We start from the raw sequence: 18,224 nt of genomic DNA on the forward strand, positions 1-18,224 counted from the left end.
AGTCGGGTCTCAGGGATTGGCCGTGGATGCGGTATTGCTGGCAGGAGCCGGGGTTTCGGTCGCCTCTTCAGCAACCGCAGGTTTGCGGAAGCGCACATAGTCCACTTCGACGTAGACCTTGAGCTTCTCCTCGCCCATCACAGTCACTGCATCAGGCGCCACCTTTGGCGCTGCAGCAGCACCCGCTGGAGCGGAGTCCGCAGGAGCCTCAAGGCTCACATCGGGATTCTTCTTGCGAGCGATCTCATCCCGGGAGGGACCGTCCTGACGCTCGTTCTCAATTCGCACCAGGCGGACCACCAGGAAGTGCGGCATCTTGATCGGGTCGCACAACGTGTTGACGATATTTTGGAAGGGAGCCTGATCCGTCGTGAAGATCATTTTGACCGGATAGCGGTCAAGCACTGGCTCAGCCGCCTGCTCTTCCGTGATGGCCACACGTTTGGCACCCTTCTTCGTTTTCGAGTTCTTGGCCGACTTCTTTTCAGGAGCCACCTTGACCGGCTTCGGCTCCACGGGGCGATCCTCGGTGGGAAGCTTGGTACGATCAAACAGCTCGATCGACTTCACACCCGATTGGATGACGGTGGTCACGAGACGCTCCATCACATCCAGCTGGACTCCGAGCTCTGCGGCCACCTCCGGCGTGCGGGGCACGTTGTTGGTGTAATCGGCAAAACCGAGGGCAAAGTCTGCAGGAAGGGTGATGTCCGCTGACTTGGCCATCTGGACCACGGCAGTCGCCCTTTCCTTGAGTTTTGCCTGGAATTCGGTTTGCGACATCGGCTTCACGCTCTGCTGCACTTTTTCGCTAAGCAGCGCAGTGCGCAGAAGGTCCACCTTGTCCCCGTAGGACCCTACTTCAGTCTCACGAGCTTCAGCATTTTCCTTGTTGGGATACACCTTTTTCGACTTGAGCGCCGAAATGCTGCTGTCGTTCTGACCCCATGTTTCCATGGAGGCAGCGTAGTCAGCATAGGACAGGTACAACCAGGCTCCCAAGCCAAGAATGCCTGCGATCATGACGCCGAGAATCCCGGCCAGCGATTTGTTCTCTTGGACCCAGTTCATTACTTTTCAAATTTCATTCCTTGTACCAGCGGCATGCGGAACTTGAAGTCGTAGGCATAGCGATCGTCTTCAAGACCGGTGTTCACTTCAGGTTTCACATCAGGGGGAGGCGCCACGAAGACATCTTTGGCCTCCTTCAGCTTGTTGAAGTAGTCGTACACCACGGCAGGGCCCTTCTCTTCATTCTTGCGATACAAGCCGCGAACGCTGAGTTGGAACTGCGGAGGCGCCGGCGGGGCGCCGTCTTTTGCCGCAGCAGTGACCGGGGTCACGGGAGCCGAAGGAGTGGGCGTCGGCGCACCACCACTGAGGAGCGGCGGAGTGATGGAGCTGTCGCCCTTCAACACTTCAATCATGGTGAGCCACATGAAGTCCGTGTCGAAACGGTTGTTGAGCTCACCCAGAAGCTTGACCCAATAGGAGCGGTCATTGACTGCCTGCTCAAGCTGCGAACTCTGCTGCGCCAGCAGCTTCAACTGCTTGTCTTGGTCGGAAATAACCGACTCGTAATCCTTGAGCTCGGCGAGTTCCTTGCTCTGGGCATCGATTTTCTCCTGCACCAGCGTATTCGCGCGCTTGAAGTAAAAGACACCCACCAGCAGCGCCAGCAAGGAGCAGACCGTCGCCAGCACCAGGAACGGTGCACGCTTGGCCGAATCCCTCCGCGTGGAGACAGCATCCGGAATGAGCTCCACCTGCACGGGGGCCGCCCCCGCATGGCGCAGCGCTAGCCCCACCAGCTCACCCATGCTCGGCGCATTGGCGGTGGCTTCGGCCTGGTTGGCACTGCGATCCATCTGGACACCGCGAAGAGGATTCAGCACCTCCACGGGCAGATTGAACTTCTCCTGGAAAAACTCCGCCACCATGGAGGTCTGGGCACCGCCGCCGCACAGGAAGATGCGCTGGGGAGGTGTGCCGCCCTGCTGGGCGCGGTAGTAATTCATGGTGCGCACGATCTCGCCATGCAGACGGGTCATCGTGTTGCGCATGATCTTCGCCATGGCGTCGACCATTTCATCAGGATTGGGCTCGTAGGCGCCACCTGGAGCCACATAGCCCTGGGTGCGCTTGGCGTTCTCGGCGTCACCGAAAGCAAGGCCAAGTTCCTTGGAAATGGCACCCGTCACGGTGCTGCCGCCCACCAGAATATTGCGGGTGAAGACGCGGTCGTTCTCCACGAAGATGAGGTTCGTGGACTTGGCACCCAGGTCCACAATGAGCGCGCTGCCATCCACATCGGGATAGCTGTAGCGGAAGGCGTTGTATACAGCCAGAGGAGCCAGATCGACCCCCACGGACTTCACGCCCCCAGCTTCGACCTGATCATTCACGTCGTTCAGGGCATCGGCCTTGATGGCCACCAACGCCACTTCACGCTCACCACCGCTCTTGGGCCCGATGAATTCGTAGTCCCAGATGACTTCATTGATGGGGAACGGCACGTTCTGGCGCGCCTCAAATTCCACAATCTGATCCGCCTTGTCTTCGTCGAAGGGAGGAAGCTTCACGAAGCGGGTGAAGACCACATGTCCGGCAATGGCGTACCAGACGTCCTTGCCTTTCAGACGGAGCTTGTCCGCGAGTTCAAGGACGGCAACACGGAGCTGGGGGAGCCGGGTGGCTTCCACGCCAGGATCTCCGTGCATTTCGGCAAATGCGGCTGCTTTCAGGACTAGATCGCCATTTCGCGCCTTGGAGAACACGGCTCCACTCACCCGCTGTGAGCCGAGATTGAATACTGCAAAACTGTTGTCTGCCATCGCTTTAAATTTGGGGGCGGTTCAAAACATCGGCGACTCCACGCTGTCAAGCATCAGAGGCGCGGATCCATCCACTACTGAGCTTTCATTTCCACATCATAGTCGCCCCACAGAGGCGCGAATGGCGTTTTGGCCTTGGGAAGAAGGGAGCCGTCTACCACCACGAAGTTGTCCGCCTTGTCCCAGAAGGGTGTGGCTCCCGTGCTGATGTGGCGGCCTGCTGCAGCGCCATTCTTGTAGACTTCGACTCCAAAGGCAGACACATCCGCCGGAGTAAAGGTGTTCTTTTGGAGCAAGTTCGTCAGCGTGGCGGGCGAGACATACATCAGCACGTGGCTCTCTTCCCTCTCCATGATGTTGATGAAGGTGGCATTCGCCGTGAGCATCGTTAGCTTGCCTTCCTTGTTGCGGACGTTCAGCACGACGTAGAACTTGAACTCCAGCGAGTCGATCATCGGGTTGTTCTCCCCGGCTACCTTTGCCTTGTCCGCATCAAAGGCCACGTCCAGTTCCAGCCAGTTCTTGGGACGGAACCGCTTGTCCTTCACATTCGGCACGGAGAACTGGGGCGTGTACTGCACATCCACGTTCATCCCCTTGACTCGCACTTTCACCTCCTTGGATGCTTCTAGTTGGGCTTGGGCCGAAACGGGGAGGATTGCAGCAAAGGCTGCAGCGAGCATGCAAATTCGGAGCGTCATGGATCGTGAGAAGTGGGCGTTTCAGGAATTCACCAAGGATGGGCGGGCTCAAGACACCTCCCTCAGGAGGGTCTCCAGCCGCGCCAATTACCGGCGAATTTCTACCGTTTTAGCAGTTCCACCGCTTCAACATCAAGCGTGGATTCCCAGAAAGTCGCGAAAGTAAGCGACCGTCTGGGCAATGCCCTCATCAAAGGAAACCTTTGGTTCCCAGCCCAGAATGCGCCGGGCGAGCGTGATGTCCGGCTGGCGCACTTTGGGATCGTCCACCGGCAGCGGGCGGAAATCGATCTTCGACTTGCTTCCCGTCACCTTCAGAATCTTCTCAGCGAACTGCAACACCGTCATCTCCGTGGGATTGCCGATGTTGCAGGGCTCATGGTAGGTACTCTGGGAGAGCTTGTAGATGCCAGCAAGCAGGTCGCTCACGTAGCAGAAGCTGCGCGTCTGGGAACCATCGCCAAACACGGTCAGATCGTTGCCCTGAAGCGCCTGCCCAATGAAGGCTGGCACCACTCGTCCATCCTCCAGGCGCATGCGCGGCCCGTAGGTGTTGAAAATGCGGACAATCTTGGTGTCCAGCTTGTGATAGCGGTGGTACCCCATCGTCATGGCCTCGGCGAAGCGCTTGGCTTCGTCATACACGCCACGGGGACCTACGGGGTTCACATTGCCCCAGTACGTTTCCTTCTGGGGATGCTCCAGCGGGTCGCCATAGCATTCGCTCGTGCTGGCGATGAGGAACGTCGCCCCCTTCTCCTTGGCCAGGCCCAGCGTGTTGTGCGTTCCCAGCGAACCGACCTTCAGTGTCTGGATGGGCAGCTCGAGATAGTCAATGGGGCTGGCCGGCGAAGCGAAGTGGAAGATGAGGTCCACCTTGCCCGGGATGTAGATGAATTTCGTGACGTCGTGCTTGATGAAATCAAAGTCCGGATTGCCCGCGAGGTGCTCGATGTTACGGACATTGCCGGTGAGAAGATTGTCCAAGCCAATCACCTTGTACCCCTCCCCAAGAAGGAGGTCGGAAAGGTGGGACCCAAGGAACCCTGCGGCTCCGGTAACGACGGCTGTTTTTTTCTGGCTCATAGGCTGGTGGACAACAAAAAAGTACAGAGAGGCTGAGAGTCCGCGAGTAACGAGGGGCCTCCCCTGCTTGCAAGCGAATTCCCCGAAGGCCGGGCCATCAATGTGCCCCTGCCCCCTTCAGCACGGCGGGTATGGTGCGGACGAGAATGCGGGCATCCAGCCACAGGGACCAGTTGTCGATGTAGCGCAGATCGAGCGCGACCCAGTCCTCGAAGCTGTTGATGGTGTTGCGCCCCATGACCTGCCACAGGCAGGTAAGCCCGGGTTTCACGCTTAACCGGCGGCGCTGGGCATGCTTCTCAATCTTCTGGATCTCGTACATGGGCAGCGGACGCGGCCCCACAAGGGACATCTCACCGCGCAGGACATTGATGAGCTGGGGAAGTTCATCAATGCTCAGACGGCGCAACCACTTTCCAAAGACGAAGATGCGCGGGTCGTGCTTCAGCTTGAAGACGGGACCAGACATCTGATTGTTCTGCTCAAGCTGGCGCTGCTGGGCCTCGGCATTGGTGCACATGGTGCGGAACTTGAACATGCGGAACGAGCGACCGGAGCGCCCCGCACGGGACTGGGCAAAGAAGATGGGACCCGGCGAGCTGAGCTTGATGCCAATCGCAGCGGCCAGCCATAGCGGGGAAGTAGCCAGAATCAGGAGGGCAGCACCCACGCGATCCAGCACATCCTTCACCCACAGCGACCACGAGGCCGCCGGGGCCGTATGGAAGACCAACATCAACTTGCCCCCAAGGACATCGAACGTGGGACGGGCAATCGCAGTCTGGAAGAAGTCCGCGCTCAACCACGCCTCCACCCCTTCGGTTTCACACGCCTGCACCGCTTCTTCAATCCGGGCGAAGTGGGCATGTTTCACGGCAAAAATCACTCGCGACACCGCCTTCTCATGGAGCAAATCGACCAATTGCTCCTTGGATGCCGCCATGATGTCGAAGCGCCCCACGACCTCCATTTCGGCCCGCTGTTCATCCGTCATGGAGCTCAGCATGGCATCCATGTCCGCAGGCTGACCAGCAAGGAGCACACGCTCCTTGTTCACATGGCCAAGCAGGGCCTGCCGCTTCATGATACTGCGGACGACCTGCTCCCGCAGGAGGAGGAGCGCAGCCCCGAGCAGGCTTCCCACCACGACCACGGAACGTGCCTCCACGTTCCACCGGAGGAAGATTTCACAAAGACCCACCAGCACAGTAACCCGCAACGCGGTACCTGCCAGTTGCCTCAGGCTCTGCGCCGGCGTTTTCCGCAGGATGTCGTCATAGAAGCCCCGCGACTCCAAAATGATCGGGGTGAACGGCGCAATCACCGCCACCAGCCACCAGAACCGGCCAAACCCCGGAATGGGGTACAAATTCGGCCAGAGTGATTGCACAAGGTCACTTCGCAGCCAGTGTGCGAACCAAATGGACAGACCTAAAAGCCCACAGTCCAGCAATTGGTTGAGCTGGAGATTGATTTCTTGCCGGCGACCAAGCATACTTTAGCAAGTTTAAATAATTCCGTAATTTCTGAGGCTAAAGCAAAGTTTATATAATTTCAAGAATGCCACAACTGGATTCTTCTAAAAACTTGCTGCACAGCTCCCAACCCCTTGTGGTTGGGGCAGTTAGCAGTGCCGCCACCCTTGAGGCCCTTGCTTCGGATCCTTCGCTGGCTGAAGGCTGCGACCTGCTGGAACTCCGCCTGGACTCCATCGATCTCGCTCCGGACGAGTCCCGCCCTCTCGCCCAGAAGCTCACCCTTCCCCTGCTCATCACCGCCCGGCACCCGGAAGAGGGAGGTCTCTACAACCTTGACGCCACCGAGCGAGCCACGCTGCTCGACACACATCTCGACCTCGCAACGCTCATGGACGTGGAGCTGCGCAGCGCCTTGGAACTTGAAAAAGTCATCGCCAAGGCCAAGGCCAGGAATGTCGGCGTGATTGGCTCATTCCACGATTTCAATGCCACCCCCGGAGACGAAGTCCTGCGTGGCGCGGGAGATTTCGCCCTGCAATTCAAGCTCGAGGCCGTGAAGGTGGCCACGACATTGCAGTCCCCCAACGATCTAGCGCGGTTGATTCAGCTCGTGGCCGCAGAGAAGCGGCTGCCAGTTGCTGCCATGGGTATGGGGAATCTGGGCCGAGCCTCCCGACTCGTGCTTGCCAAGTGCGGCAGCCTGCTGAACTACGGCTATGTCGGCGAGTCCAATGCACCCGGCCAATGGGCGGCCTCCGAACTGAAGAAACTGCTGAACGCCCTGTAAGTGATGCTCTCCTGCGGCTCCCCCAGCCACACGGCCCCCACCCTGCTCAAGTCGGGAAACAAATTGCGCCGCCACGGTTCCCGCTGGCTGGCCCTGTTGCCCGCGTTGCTGATCTGTTCCTGCGACAATCCCGAGAAACTCGACTCAGCAATTGAAGCTCTGAAGACCCGTGAGCAACGCGTGGTGACACGCGAGGCTTCGCTTCTTGAACATGAACAGTCGCTTGCGGAGAAAGAACGCCAACTCGCCGAGTCCGCCGCAAAACTGGAAAAAGAGCGGCGTGAGCTCGAAGCCAAACGCACGCAACTCCTGGCGGACATCGCCAAAGCAAAGCGCTACCAGGAAGCTCTGCTCCTGCGTGAAAAGCGCGGCCCGGCCCCCAAGGTGGTAGCGGAGCGCGTGATGGTGATCGACCCCGAGTCGGATGAAGTGCTTCTGGAGCGCAACGCAGATCGCAAAGGGCCTATTGCCAGCACGCAGAAGCTCCTTACCGCCTTGCTCGTCGTAGAGTCCGGCAGGCTGGATGAGATGATGACCATTGAGGAGGCGGACTGCAAATGCCCTCCGGTTCGCATCGGTTTGAAGGCTGGAGAAACGTACAGCCGCCGTTCGCTGCTCACCGCACTGATGGTGAAAAGCTCCAACGACATCGCACAGGCCCTGGCACGCGACCACGCAGGCTCACAAGTTGCCTTTGCAGCGCAGATGAATGCCCGCGCCAAGGAACTCGGCATGAATGACAGTCACTTCGTGAATCCGAACGGCCTGCCCGCCGATGGCCAGTACTCCACGGCACGGGACCTCGCGAAGCTCGCAAAGGCGGCGGATGCTCTGCCGCAGATCCGCGCGATGGTCTCCAACCGGACCTACACATTCAAGCGCCCGGATGGCCGCGAGGAAACGCTGGAGAATACCAATCGTGTGCTGCGCACCTACCAGTACTGCGACGGCATGAAGACCGGCTACACCAACCTCTCCGGCTACTGCCTCGTAGCAAGCGGTGAGAAAGAAGGCCGCCGCCGCATCGTGGTGGTGCTCAACAGCACCTCCTACTCTGTGTGGAGAGATGCGCAGGCGCTCCTGGAGTGGTCACTTCAGGGGTGAGTGACTGACGGGTGACACACCTGCGCTTGCCGTTGCGCGGCCTGCGCCGCTCCATCCGCTACTTCCGCACGTCATCGAACTGGAGAACATCAACAGTACCGCTGGACTTGCTCTTGAGCTCCGCCTTGAACGAGCTGGAAAACTCTCGCGGCAAGGTCAGCTCATGAATCTCTCCCGGGGCTGCCTTGAGCTCGAATGTGATCCTGTCTCGTCCTCCCGCCAGGATTCTGAAATCCATCCATCGTTTCACGAGCTTCCCCGTCTGAGGATCCTCACTGGAAAGGACCACCCGCTCCAAAAACGGTTCACCTTCGTTGCGGGTGGAAATCACAAAATTGACTGCAGGCTTGTCCGTTGGAGTCGCCTTGGTTTCCCAAGAGCGCGAATGCGGGGCCTGACGACTGCACCATCCGAGGAAAGACAACACCACGACACCCAATCCCAAGCCGAGAAACCAGCGCGAGTTCATCCTGTGAGACTATGAAAAAGCAGCCACCCAAACGGATGGCTGCTGCGCAGATGGTTATCGACCGGGTGGATACCTACTTGATCTCCCAGCAACCGCCTTCCGCCGTGCTGCGGGCGAAGAGGTGGTTGTAGGCAAGCACCGGATAGCTCCACACCTTGCCGTCGAGGATGTCTTCGCGCTTCAGCTCGGTGTATTTGTTGGGGTCGGCCTTGATGAAGACCACTTCACCCTTGTCACTCAGAGCGACGAGATTGTCACCGCTGAGGATGAGTTGTCCGGGACCAAAACCGGCTTCCTGCCAGATATCCTTGCCGGTCTTGATGTCGACACAAGCAACAGGGCCAGAGCCATACTCCTTGAAGCTGAACATGCCGTAGAGGTAGCCATCCTTCACCACGGGAGTGCTCCAGTGGTTGAAGCACTGGTTCTCACGGCGCCAGAGAGGCTCGGATTTGAGGCCGGACCCACTCTTGCTGATCTTGAACGCACCGGCACCCACACCGTAACCGGCGGAGCAGTAAACGACGTCCTCATACACCACCGGCGAGGCTGCGGTGCTCACCTTGAAGGGGAACTCGGCGCGCCACAAAACGGAACCCTTCGCAGGATCCACCGCCACGAGGCCGGACTGGGTGAAGAAGATGGCCTGATGCACTCCGTGGATGTCCGCAAGGATCGGAGTGGCGTGGGTCATCTTGTCGTCTTCGCCCTTCCACACCACTTCACCGGTATTCTTGTCGAGACCCAGCAGACCTTGCCCAGGGCCGCCGCCCGCCATGAGAAGGACGTTGCCGTCAATGAGCGGGGAAGCGGCGTTCTGCCACTTGATCTGCACGCCGGCGTTGTCCTTCATGACATCGCGCTTCCAGACTTCCTTGCCACTCGCGGCGTCAAAGGCGTAAACGCCAAGATTGGCGTCGATGGCGTAGACTTTGCCATCGTTCACAGCAGGCGTGGAGCGGGGGCCGTCGCCGCCCTTATTGTCGCCCGTGCCAGCGTCGCCACCGCCATCATACTTGTTCATGATGGTGAGAGGAGCTGCCCAGGCTTCCTTGCCTGACTTCACGTCGATGGCCACCAGTACCTCGGTGGGGTTGCCATCCACATCGCGCTTCACAATCGTGTAGGCTTTGGCGCCAGCCACGGCAAAAGAGCTGAAGCCCGTGGGAGTCTCCACCTTCCAGCGTTTGTTGAGCTTGACCTTGCTCAGGTCCTTGACGGGAAGCGCAGGCGCCGAGCCGAGGCTGTTTCCGCGGAAGGCAGGAGATTCGGTGGGAGCAGTGGCAGGAGCCGCAAAAGCGGTGGCTCCGGCGAAAAGCACGGAGGCCGCAGCAGCCAGACCGCCCGACGCAATGATGTTCAGGTTCGCAGACCGGATCATAGTTGGGATGGGATGGATGAATGGATTTTTGGTGAGCCCTTTATGAAACACGGCGTCACCCCGGGCTGCAAGCAACGGTTTGCCGGGTCGGGGTCTTTCTTGGCGAGCGCTAGCAACCGCAATCGCGGGCAGCACTTACTTCTTTGCGGCCGCCACCTTCTCCGCCTTCAGGCGCTCGGCGTTCTTCTTTTTCTGCCCCTCGGAGACCTGCTTGTGGGTGTCCTCGCCGATCCAGATTTCCGTGCAACGCGCAGGCGCACCAGCCTGCTCTCCGGTGAAATTCGCGAGCAAGACATCACCGACAGCAACGTCCGAAATTTTCACCTCCCTGTCGCCCTTCCAGAGGCGTGTCTGGGAATCGAGACGCAGTGTGCCACGAGCAATGTCCGGCGGACGCTTCATGTCACCGTTGTAATCCTTCACCTCGGGAATCTGGTGGGCCACGAAGAGCACTTCGCCGTTCTGCTTGATGTCCACCACGCGCATCGTCGTCACATTGCGAGCGAATCGGGTGTACTCATCGGTGACGAGGCTGGCCTTGGTGAAAGCGCCTTTTTCGTCCTGGTACAGCGAGAACCGGCAACGAGTGCCCAGAGGAATGTCGGCGAGTGAGGCATCGGCGTTCACATACTGCACGCCACCTTCCGGGGTGAGGTTGAAATCCACAAGCTCACCGGTGCCGTCTTTGCGGAATTGACCGGTGCGGGCGGCAGCATCCGTCTTCAGGAGCTCCCCGGTGATCACATGCTCGGAAAAGGGCGGCGGCTTCACGTTGGGTTGCAGCTTGTACCACGGCAGGTCGCGATTGCTGTAGTCCGTACGGAAGGGGAACTGCTCAGGGTATTCCTTCGCCACGTTCTCCACGAGTTCCTGGTTCTGCATCCTGCCAAAGCCGTAGCCCATCAGGCTCTCGCCATAGAACTGGTCCTGCGCCTTCCAGCCCTGGGCGAAGAGGCGCACCACGCGTCCCTTGCGGAAGCCCTCAAGCATGTTCGACACCGTCACGGTGACGCGCACACCACTGCAGCCGTAGCCGGATTCAGGTGCCTTATCCACGGTCACCATGTTGGCGCTCTCGCCATCGACCGGCGGATTCCACGTGCGCAGTTCCTCGTTGGCCACGCACATCTTCCCTGTTTTGCCCACCACGAAATCGGCACCGAACGTTTCCTTGAAGGACTTTGCGTCGCCACTGAAGAGCGTGACCGTCACGCTTTTACCCTCGGTCTTTTCCACCCAGCCGGCCACGCCACGGGTTTTGATGAAATCCGTGTACTTCTTGCGCTGCGTCTCCGTGGCAAGCTGGTGAGTCTCCTCCCCCACCCAGATGTCTGTGCACCAGCCAGGCTTGTCAGCAGTCTTGCCAGTGAGATTGTACAACAGTTCATCGCCCGGCTTCAGGTCTTCCAGCTTCACCTGTTGTTCGCCCTTCCACACCCGCGTTTCTTTCGTGACCAGAAGCTCCTTCTTCCCGAGGTCGGGTTGGTTCTTCTTGATGCTGTGCTTGGTAGTGAGCAGCTTGCCTTCCGCGAGTTTTGCTTCATCCAGCTTGTAGGTGAAGCTGTGGCTCGCATCCATGGTGAACTGCTCCTGCATGGTAGCCAGCTTGGTGAAGCCACCGTCCTCATCCTGATTCAGGAAGAAGAGGAAGAACGTGCCCAGCGGCACCTCACGCAAATCCACCTCGGCATTCAGATAGCTGACATACGCATACGGCGGCATGGTAAAGCTCACCAACTCACCGGTCTTCGTCGCGCGGAACTGCCCCTTGCGCAGGATGTAGTCCACACTCACCAACTCGCCACTAATACGACGATCCGAGTGATGCGGCGGAAACTCAAGCTTCTTCGGCTGGTACCACAGCAGATGCGCATTCGCGAAATCCGTGCGGAACGGATAGCGCTCATCCTTCTTGGCCGTGGAATCTTCGGCGATCGAGGAGGAGATGCCCAAGAGGAACACTGACGTAAGACAGACAAGATAACGATGAGGCATGGTGGCAGGAATGTAGAAATACAAATATGCAAAGCGGTCCGGCCGCTAGGTTCGAAAACGTCTCACCAGACTTGCAGCCGCGGCGTGCCACTCGGAAGCCCGAACTTCCCAGGCAGCATCCGAATTGGCGAGCACCTGAAGGGCATCCAGTGCCCGGCGTGCAACTGGCTGCAGAGCCTTCACGGCATCGGTGTGGCCGCTGCGAATCCATTGGGTAAGCGCAGCAGGAGTGGTTGCATGCCCCCTGCCGATCGCCTCCGCGACAAACTCCAGGGCCACCATCGTCCGCACGGCATCATCACAGCACGGTTGGCATGGCTTTGCCTTGGCACCAAACCACTTGGTGAATGCCATTGGCTGAATCATCGGCGGCGCAATGATATGATCAAATGTCGCAGAAAGTTCCCCAGTGTTTCCATGCTGGATGAACTGTCTCAGGACTTTGTGGGCGTCAGCACTGACTTCATTATCCAGATGCCAGACGGTATATTCCACGGGAGACCATTCATCCACCCGATCCGCAAAACGAGAAAGGCAGCCATCTTCATCCAGCACAAAACCACCGGCTTCCAAATCGTCTGCGAACGCCGCCATCCAAGCCCGATAGCTGGAGGCAACCACACCTCGATTGGGATCATCATGGTAAACGGAGATGATCTGCCCCACGGTTCCTTTCTTTCCCGGATTCAGGTCAAGACATTCGTTATCTCCCGCAGACTGGTAGGTGAGAGGTATCCATTTCAAGTCATACCAGGAGTCCGTGATGTCTCCATCCGAGACGCTCTTCTTCTGGTGAAAGGCGCCTCCATTCACCAGTTCCTTCCAGCACTCCCACTCCCGCACCACACCCTCCAGGCTGAGAAGATCCCAGCCCGACCACAGTCCGCACCCCGGACGCGCGCCGTCATGCACAAGAAATGAATCCACCACGTCCTGTGGAAACACGCAGCCCAGGCACTTTTCAGCAGCGCGAATCTGCTCAAGCGTGGCAGGCGGATTGAGGCCCTCGAGCACTTCAGGTGCGTGCTCGGCGAGCCACTTATCAATGCGCAGCCACAGGGCTTTCATTCTCTCTGCCTAGACGATCTCCGACACCGGCCCCAGGCTATCCACAAACTTCTCCGTCTGGATCTCCATCTTCTGGAGCATGGTGAGCATCACATTGCTGAGGCGTGCATTGCCATCCTTGGGCCTGCCACAGAGGCTGCGCCACTCGTCATAGCTCAGGGTGTAGTCTTCCTTCAGGTGGGGACGGTTGTAATCGATATGCTGGCCGTGTTTGAGACCCAGGCCGCGACCACCCGCGAGCAGGATGGGCAGGTTGCTGTTCGCGTGGCTGTGGCCATAGCTCATGCCGGAACCAAACATGATCATGGTCCGATCCAGCAGCGGTTCATCGCCATCCTTGATGGTGCTGAGCTCATCCAAGAAATGGGCGAACTGCTCCATGATGAACGTGTCACTCTTCGCGAGGCGGTCCAGGATGAGCGGATCGCCATTGTGGTGCGAGAGATTGTGGCGTGCCTGGGTGATGCCAATTTCCGGAATGGCAAGGCCGTTGCCTTCGCTGCCATTCATGTAGGTGATCACACGCGTCATGTCCGTGCGCATGGCGAGCACCATGAGGTCAAACATCGTGCGCCAGTACTCGCCGGCCTGCGCCTTGGGCACATCCTTCTGGAAATTCTCCGCAACCTTCTTCTCCACGGTGGGCTTCGGAACATCCAGCCACGCATCGAGACGCTCGGTACGCTGCTCCACATCGCGCACGGAGTGGAGGTACTCATCCAGCTTGGTACGGTCATCCTTGCCAAGTTCCAGACGGAGGGACTTCGCATCTTCCAGCACCGCGTCCAACACACTCCTGCGCTTCGTGAGGCGGGCACGCTGCGCGCCGATGCCACCCACCTCTTCACCGAAGAGGCGGTTGAAGATGACCTTCGGATTGTCATCCGCAGGGAGCGGCACGCCATCGCGAGAGAAAGCCAGCGTGCTGCTGCCAAAGGGATGACCAGTGCCCGAGGAGATGGACAGCTCCAGAGAGGGGAAGCGGGTCTGCTGCCCCACCACTTCCGCCATCATCTGGTCCACGGAGATGGAGTTCTCATACTTGCGTCCGCCCTGCGCATCGATCTTCGCGCCGGTCAGCCAGGTGTCCGCGCACACGTGCGCCTGCCCCAGGCCATTCGGATGGTGCAGACCGCTGAAGACCGTGAAGTCCTGCCGATGTTTCGCCAGTGGTTGCAGTGCTGGAGACAAGTCATAATCACGACCGGACTTCTTCACCTGCCACGTCATGCCATTCACGCCATTGGGGATGTACACGAACACGCTGCGGCGGGGCTTTGCCGCGGCAGCCGCTGCCGCACTCAAGCGCCGGGGAGCCATCGCATCCAGCAACGGCAGCGCCATGGTGGCGCCGAGGCCACGCAGGAAGTGACGACGGCTCAAACGCCAGCGTTGGGAAAGGATGTTGCTCATGGGCAGATGATGTCGTGTTGCAGGGATGACTAAACTCACTTCAAAGCAAAAATCTCGCTCGTGGCGCAGAGAATCACCAGATCGCGCAGGCGGTAGCCGTCCTTGGCCGCAGTCTCCACGATCTTCCGGATGTGCGGACGATCGGTGATTTCCAGTTCTCGACCGAGGGCGTGCAGCAGCAGTTTTTCGACCAGGCAGCGGGCGAACTGCTCGCGGCGGTTGAGCAGTTCCGCTTTGAATCCGGTGACGTCCTTGAACTTGGTGTCTCCGAACTCACCGCTGGCATCCACGGGCAAGGCCACCTTGTCGGCGACATAATGGCCACGCCAGCGACCGATGGCATCGAAGTTCTCCAAGGCGAATCCGGGAGGGTCGATCTGCCGGTGACAGGTGCGGCAGCTCGCAGCCTCCTGATGCTTCATGAGTTGATCGCGAATCGTCTTGGCGCCGCGAATGTCCGGCTCAACCGTGGGCACATCAGGCGGTGGTGGCGAAGGTGGCGCGCCGAGCACATTCTCCAGAAGCCACACACCGCGAATCACGGGAGATGTATCGACCCCATTCGCCGTCAAGGTGAGCACACTGGCCTGGCCCAGCAGACCACCGCGCCGGGCATCCGGCAGTTTCACCTGGGCGAAGGCAAGAGACGGCGCACGTCCTGCCGCATCGTCCACCAGTTCCTCGTTTTGCAGACCCGGGATGGGCTTGCCTTGAGCCTCCTTCACCAGCGCAAGATCGATGCCGTAGAGCTGGGCAAGCTCCTTGTTCAGGATCGTGTCACCAGATTCGAGCAGGCGTTCGACCGGACCATTGGTATTGAGAAGCTGGCGGAAGAACAACCGCGTCTCCATGCGCATGGCAGGCTCCAGATCATCATCGTAATAGACCGCGAATTTATGCACGTCCGGCGCCATCGAGCCGAGCTTGCGCAGGGAGAGCCAGCCATTGAGAAACTCCTCCACGAACGCTTCGGAACGCGGGTCTTGCAGTAGACGCATGGTCTGCGCCTGGAGCACGTCCGGCTGCTTCAGCTTGCCCTCGGCAGCCAGTTTCAGCAGAGTCTCATCCGGCATGGAGGACCACAGGAAGTAGGACAGCCTCGTCGCGATCTCGTAAGCAGAGAGACCGTGCTGCTTCTCCTCACGATAGAGAAATTCCGGAGAGCAAAGGATGGCCTTGATGCCTTCCTGAATCGCGGCTTCCGCGGTGAGCCCTTCCTTCTCGGCCTCACGCACCAATTGAATCAGCGGAATCACTTCCTCACTGGCCACCGGTCGCCGCCAAGCCTGGGCTGCGAAGCTCTGCAGCACCTTTGAGGCATTCTCTCTGCGATAAGGCTCTGCCCCGAAGATGGCGCGATGCCCCTCGGTGGGCCATGACTCAATCAAGGGCCCTTCGACTTCAATCTTGGAAACGAGGATGCGGGGAGACTCGAACCACATGAAGAGGTTCCAGTCATTGGCTTTGTCCGCCTCATACCTGGCGCGCTGCTCTGCATTCAGCAGCCGATCGACATTCGCTTTGAAGTAGTTTCTTATCCGGTTATTGGACTCGCTGGGACCATTGGGAAAGCCCATGCGCGGAAATTGGCCACGATCCAGCCACACGCGGCACTCCAGCCACTCGGGGCCATCTTCACGCAGGTCCCATACGGCGAGCGTTCGCTGACCCGACTGATAGCCCGTAGCCGCCACGGCGAGGGCTTCTTTGTTCTCCGGATCGATGCCTTCGAGTGTGCCTGTGAAAAGAGCAAATCGGATGGGCTCTGTGGGATCCCACATGGAGGGGAACTTCTGCTTACGCAGGTCGAGCTTAGGATCCTTGGGATCGAGGTCGACGTGGCGATACCTGCCCTCGGCCCTCACCCGGATGCGATACCAGCCACTCACCGGCACGCCTTCGCGCATTTCATCCACCGGCGCGTAGCCACTCTGCGGCAGACCCCGCATCCGCTCGGTGAGGGACTGGTGGGGTGGAGATTGTTTGAGCGTCTTTTGGTAGTAGGCGTTCTCTGCGTAGGGGAAGCCTCGTGTGGTCCTGTCGAAGGGAGGCGACAGATCCCAGCGTCTCACCTCGGGCTTCGGACCGAATTGCACCGCGCGCTCCACAATCTGCTCCGCCGCCTCCACATACTGGCGCATCAGGAAACTGGAGGTCACAAGCTTCTCGCCATTGCTGGCGAAGCCATGAATGCGGGTGTCCTCAGGAAAGTCGCGACTCGGATCGAAGCTGCTGACATTGAGATGCAGCAGGTCCCGCACGGTATTGCGATACTCCGCTCGATTCAGCCGGCGCAGCACCGTGGGATGGTGTGCAGGCGTGGCGGCAGCATGCGTGACGAGGCGACGCTCCAGGTCCAGGACCATCGCATGGCGTTCCTCAGACGAGGGTTGGTCCTTGCCCCCGGGTGGCATGGAGTGGCGCTCTGTCTGCTCCAGCACCCTGAGCCATGCCCTGGCATTCGCTGCCGTGATTTCCTCTCCGAGGGAAGTGAGAGAGAGCCCTCCCTTCTTCATCTCATCATCGTGGCAGTCGATGCAGTAGGTGGACGTGAACTCACGAAAATCTCCTGCATGGAGAGGTGCAGCAATCGCCAGGAGCAGGAGCGCAGGAACCTTCATGCCAGCCATCGCTAGATCACTCCGCTCATCGTTCCCTTGCTGTGGCCGAAGGCATCCGCCTCCATGCCAAAGCGCTGCGCCATGGTGAGATAGAGATTGCTCAGAGGCACCCGCTTCCCCTGCTCTTCTGGCATCACCACATGCGTCTGGTGGTTGCAACCGCCGCCAGCGACGAGAATGGGCAGATTCTTGTTCGTATGCGCGCTGCCATCGCCCATGCCACTGCCAAAGAGGACCTGCGTGCTATCCAGCATATTGAGGTCGGACAACCTGGTGAGGAAGCGTGCAAGCTGGTCCATCTGGTAGCGCTCTACCTTCCGCATGCCCGCCATGAGCTTCGGGTCCTTGCCGTGGTGCGAGTACGCGTGGTAGCCCTTGGCTTCGATGCCAACCGCTCCTGTATCAAACGCGCCGGGCACTTCGATGGTGGCCACGCGGGTGGAGTCCGTCTGCAAGGCCAGCGTGATGAGGTCGAAAAGGATGGGCAACTGCTGGGACACGGTGCCGTTCTTCGGCTCCTTCATGTCCACCTTGGGGCGCGGACGAGTGACCCAGGCCTGCTCCTGCTGCAGTGTCTGCTCGACCTCGCGGATGGACGTGAAGTACTGGTCCATCTTCTGCCGATCGTGCTGGCTCAGCCGCTGATTCATCGACTTCGCCTGCTGATTCACCGCATCGAGTATCGATCCCTGCCTGCGATAGCGCGCCAGTCGCTGGGAAGCCTTGTCCCCCGGATCATCCACGAAGAGCATCTGGAACACGCGGCTCACCTTCTGGATGGAAGGCACCATGACACCGGATCGCGTCCAGCAGAGTTCCACCCCACCGCCATCATTGCTGCCCGCGGAAGTATTCAGCGCGGGAAAGCGTGTGACGCCGGCCATCTTTTCCGCGCAGAACTGGTCCAGCGTGATATTCCCGTGCGGCATGCCCGCCGCTTCATTGGAGCGCACTCCAGACAGGAAGGCATGCGTGCCGGAGTGACCTCCGTTCAACCCATGATCGAGATGTGAGAAGATGGTGAACTTTCCACGGAGCGGCTCCAGGGCCTGCATGTTCTCCGGCAGTGCCGCATCCTTGCCCGACGTCGTGGGAAAGAATGCATCCGGAATCATGCCGAACGGATTGGCGACGCAAACAAAACGCCGCACGTCCGATGGATTGCCGGCGCCCAGCCCCATGGATTCCAGAAACGGCAGTGCGAGACACGCGCCGGCGCCGCGCAGAAAATGCCGCCGTGAAAGCCGCCAACGCTGGGGGAGGAATTGGGACATGGGAGATTTGGCT

14 protein-coding genes are annotated in these 18,224 nt (G+C 59.4%); 2 read left to right on the forward strand and 12 right to left on the reverse strand.

Translation table 11 applies throughout. From position 1 onward, the window contains the following. Positions 1–9 precede the first annotated feature (9 nt). The 5 genes from DES53_RS11815 to DES53_RS11835 all read right to left on the reverse strand — a co-directional run bounded on the left by DES53_RS11815 (position 10) and on the right by DES53_RS11835 (position 6,011). A complete protein-coding gene (locus DES53_RS11815) occupies positions 10–1,071 on the reverse strand; it encodes an Amuc_1100 family pilus-like protein (protein ID WP_113958464.1) in 1,062 nt (353 codons plus the stop codon). After that, entirely contained in the window at positions 1,071–2,834 is a 1,764-nt protein-coding gene (gene mul2B, locus DES53_RS11820) for an Amuc_1101 family PilM-like pilus complex protein (protein ID WP_113958465.1), read from the reverse strand. The genes DES53_RS11815 and mul2B overlap by 1 nt, the downstream gene beginning before the upstream one ends. A 74-nt stretch (positions 2,835–2,908) precedes the next feature. Then, positions 2,909–3,535 (reverse strand): Amuc_1102 family pilus-like protein, encoded by a 627-nt coding sequence (locus DES53_RS11825; RefSeq protein WP_113958466.1) that lies wholly within the window; start codon positions 3,533–3,535, stop codon positions 2,909–2,911. A 132-nt stretch (positions 3,536–3,667) separates the two neighbouring features. Further along, positions 3,668–4,621, reverse strand: a complete 954-nt coding sequence (locus DES53_RS11830) for a UDP-glucuronic acid decarboxylase family protein (RefSeq protein ID WP_113958467.1) — start codon at positions 4,619–4,621, stop codon at positions 3,668–3,670. 97 nt (positions 4,622–4,718) lie between these two features. Next, positions 4,719–6,011 (reverse strand): sugar transferase, encoded by a 1,293-nt coding sequence (locus tag DES53_RS11835; protein ID WP_245958149.1) that lies wholly within the window; start codon positions 6,009–6,011, stop codon positions 4,719–4,721. 197 nt (positions 6,012–6,208) lie between these two features. Between DES53_RS11835 and DES53_RS11840 the strand changes: the two genes are divergently transcribed. Beyond that, entirely contained in the window at positions 6,209–6,886 is a 678-nt protein-coding gene (locus DES53_RS11840; RefSeq protein ID WP_170157043.1) for a type I 3-dehydroquinate dehydratase, read from the forward strand. Positions 6,887–6,889: 3 nt separating this feature from the next. Then, positions 6,890–7,990 (forward strand): serine hydrolase, encoded by a 1,101-nt coding sequence (locus DES53_RS11845; RefSeq protein WP_113958470.1) that lies wholly within the window; start codon positions 6,890–6,892, stop codon positions 7,988–7,990. Positions 7,991–8,048: 58 nt separating this feature from the next. On the opposite strand, the gene DES53_RS11850 is transcribed toward DES53_RS11845, so the two are convergent. The 7 genes from DES53_RS11850 to DES53_RS11880 form a co-directional block, all read right to left on the reverse strand. Continuing rightward, a complete protein-coding gene (locus tag DES53_RS11850) occupies positions 8,049–8,459 on the reverse strand; it encodes a hypothetical protein (RefSeq protein ID WP_113958471.1) in 411 nt (136 codons plus the stop codon). 73 nt (positions 8,460–8,532) lie between these two features. Next, entirely contained in the window at positions 8,533–9,840 is a 1,308-nt protein-coding gene (locus DES53_RS11855; protein ID WP_113958472.1) for a PQQ-like beta-propeller repeat protein, read from the reverse strand. A 135-nt stretch (positions 9,841–9,975) separates the two neighbouring features. Beyond that, a complete protein-coding gene (locus DES53_RS11860; RefSeq protein ID WP_113958603.1) occupies positions 9,976–11,835 on the reverse strand; it encodes a hypothetical protein in 1,860 nt (619 codons plus the stop codon). Between the two features lie 45 nt (positions 11,836–11,880). Further along, entirely contained in the window at positions 11,881–12,903 is a 1,023-nt protein-coding gene (locus DES53_RS11865) for an SMI1/KNR4 family protein (RefSeq protein ID WP_113958473.1), read from the reverse strand. A 9-nt stretch (positions 12,904–12,912) separates the two neighbouring features. Continuing rightward, positions 12,913–14,316: a DUF1552 domain-containing protein gene (locus DES53_RS11870; protein ID WP_113958474.1), complete on the reverse strand. Its 1,404-nt coding sequence runs from the start codon at positions 14,314–14,316 to the stop codon at positions 12,913–12,915. Positions 14,317–14,351: 35 nt separating this feature from the next. After that, positions 14,352–16,937 (reverse strand): DUF1592 domain-containing protein, encoded by a 2,586-nt coding sequence (locus DES53_RS11875; protein WP_245958150.1) that lies wholly within the window; start codon positions 16,935–16,937, stop codon positions 14,352–14,354. A gap of 11 nt (positions 16,938–16,948) precedes the next feature. Continuing rightward, on the reverse strand, positions 16,949–18,211 hold the full coding sequence (locus DES53_RS11880) for a DUF1552 domain-containing protein (protein ID WP_113958476.1): 1,263 nt from the start codon (positions 18,209–18,211) through the stop codon (positions 16,949–16,951). Positions 18,212–18,224 lie beyond the last annotated feature (13 nt).

It is taken from the genome of Roseimicrobium gellanilyticum, assembly GCF_003315205.1.
Classification (GTDB): Bacteria; Verrucomicrobiota; Verrucomicrobiia; order Verrucomicrobiales; family Verrucomicrobiaceae; genus Roseimicrobium; species Roseimicrobium gellanilyticum.

Bases quoted from the DNA above. Each gene is read 5' to 3' on its own strand.
- DES53_RS11875 (WP_245958150.1), bottom strand. From the start codon at position 16,937: ATGAAGGTTCCTGCGCTCCTGCTCCTGGCGATTGCTGCACCTCTCCAT.
- mul2B (WP_113958465.1), bottom strand. From the start codon at position 2,834: ATGGCAGACAACAGTTTTGCAGTATTCAATCTCGGCTCACAGCGGGTG.
- DES53_RS11870 (WP_113958474.1), bottom strand. From the start codon at position 14,316: ATGAGCAACATCCTTTCCCAACGCTGGCGTTTGAGCCGTCGTCACTTC.
- DES53_RS11815 (WP_113958464.1), bottom strand. From the start codon at position 1,071: ATGAACTGGGTCCAAGAGAACAAATCGCTGGCCGGGATTCTCGGCGTC.
- DES53_RS11855 (WP_113958472.1), bottom strand. From the start codon at position 9,840: ATGATCCGGTCTGCGAACCTGAACATCATTGCGTCGGGCGGTCTGGCT.
- DES53_RS11880 (WP_113958476.1), bottom strand. From the start codon at position 18,211: ATGTCCCAATTCCTCCCCCAGCGTTGGCGGCTTTCACGGCGGCATTTT.
- DES53_RS11860 (WP_113958603.1), bottom strand. From the start codon at position 11,835: ATGCCTCATCGTTATCTTGTCTGTCTTACGTCAGTGTTCCTCTTGGGC.
- DES53_RS11825 (WP_113958466.1), bottom strand. From the start codon at position 3,535: ATGACGCTCCGAATTTGCATGCTCGCTGCAGCCTTTGCTGCAATCCTC.
- DES53_RS11850 (WP_113958471.1), bottom strand. From the start codon at position 8,459: ATGAACTCGCGCTGGTTTCTCGGCTTGGGATTGGGTGTCGTGGTGTTG.
- DES53_RS11845 (WP_113958470.1), top strand. From the start codon at position 6,890: ATGCTCTCCTGCGGCTCCCCCAGCCACACGGCCCCCACCCTGCTCAAG.
- DES53_RS11865 (WP_113958473.1), bottom strand. From the start codon at position 12,903: ATGAAAGCCCTGTGGCTGCGCATTGATAAGTGGCTCGCCGAGCACGCA.
- DES53_RS11830 (WP_113958467.1), bottom strand. From the start codon at position 4,621: ATGAGCCAGAAAAAAACAGCCGTCGTTACCGGAGCCGCAGGGTTCCTT.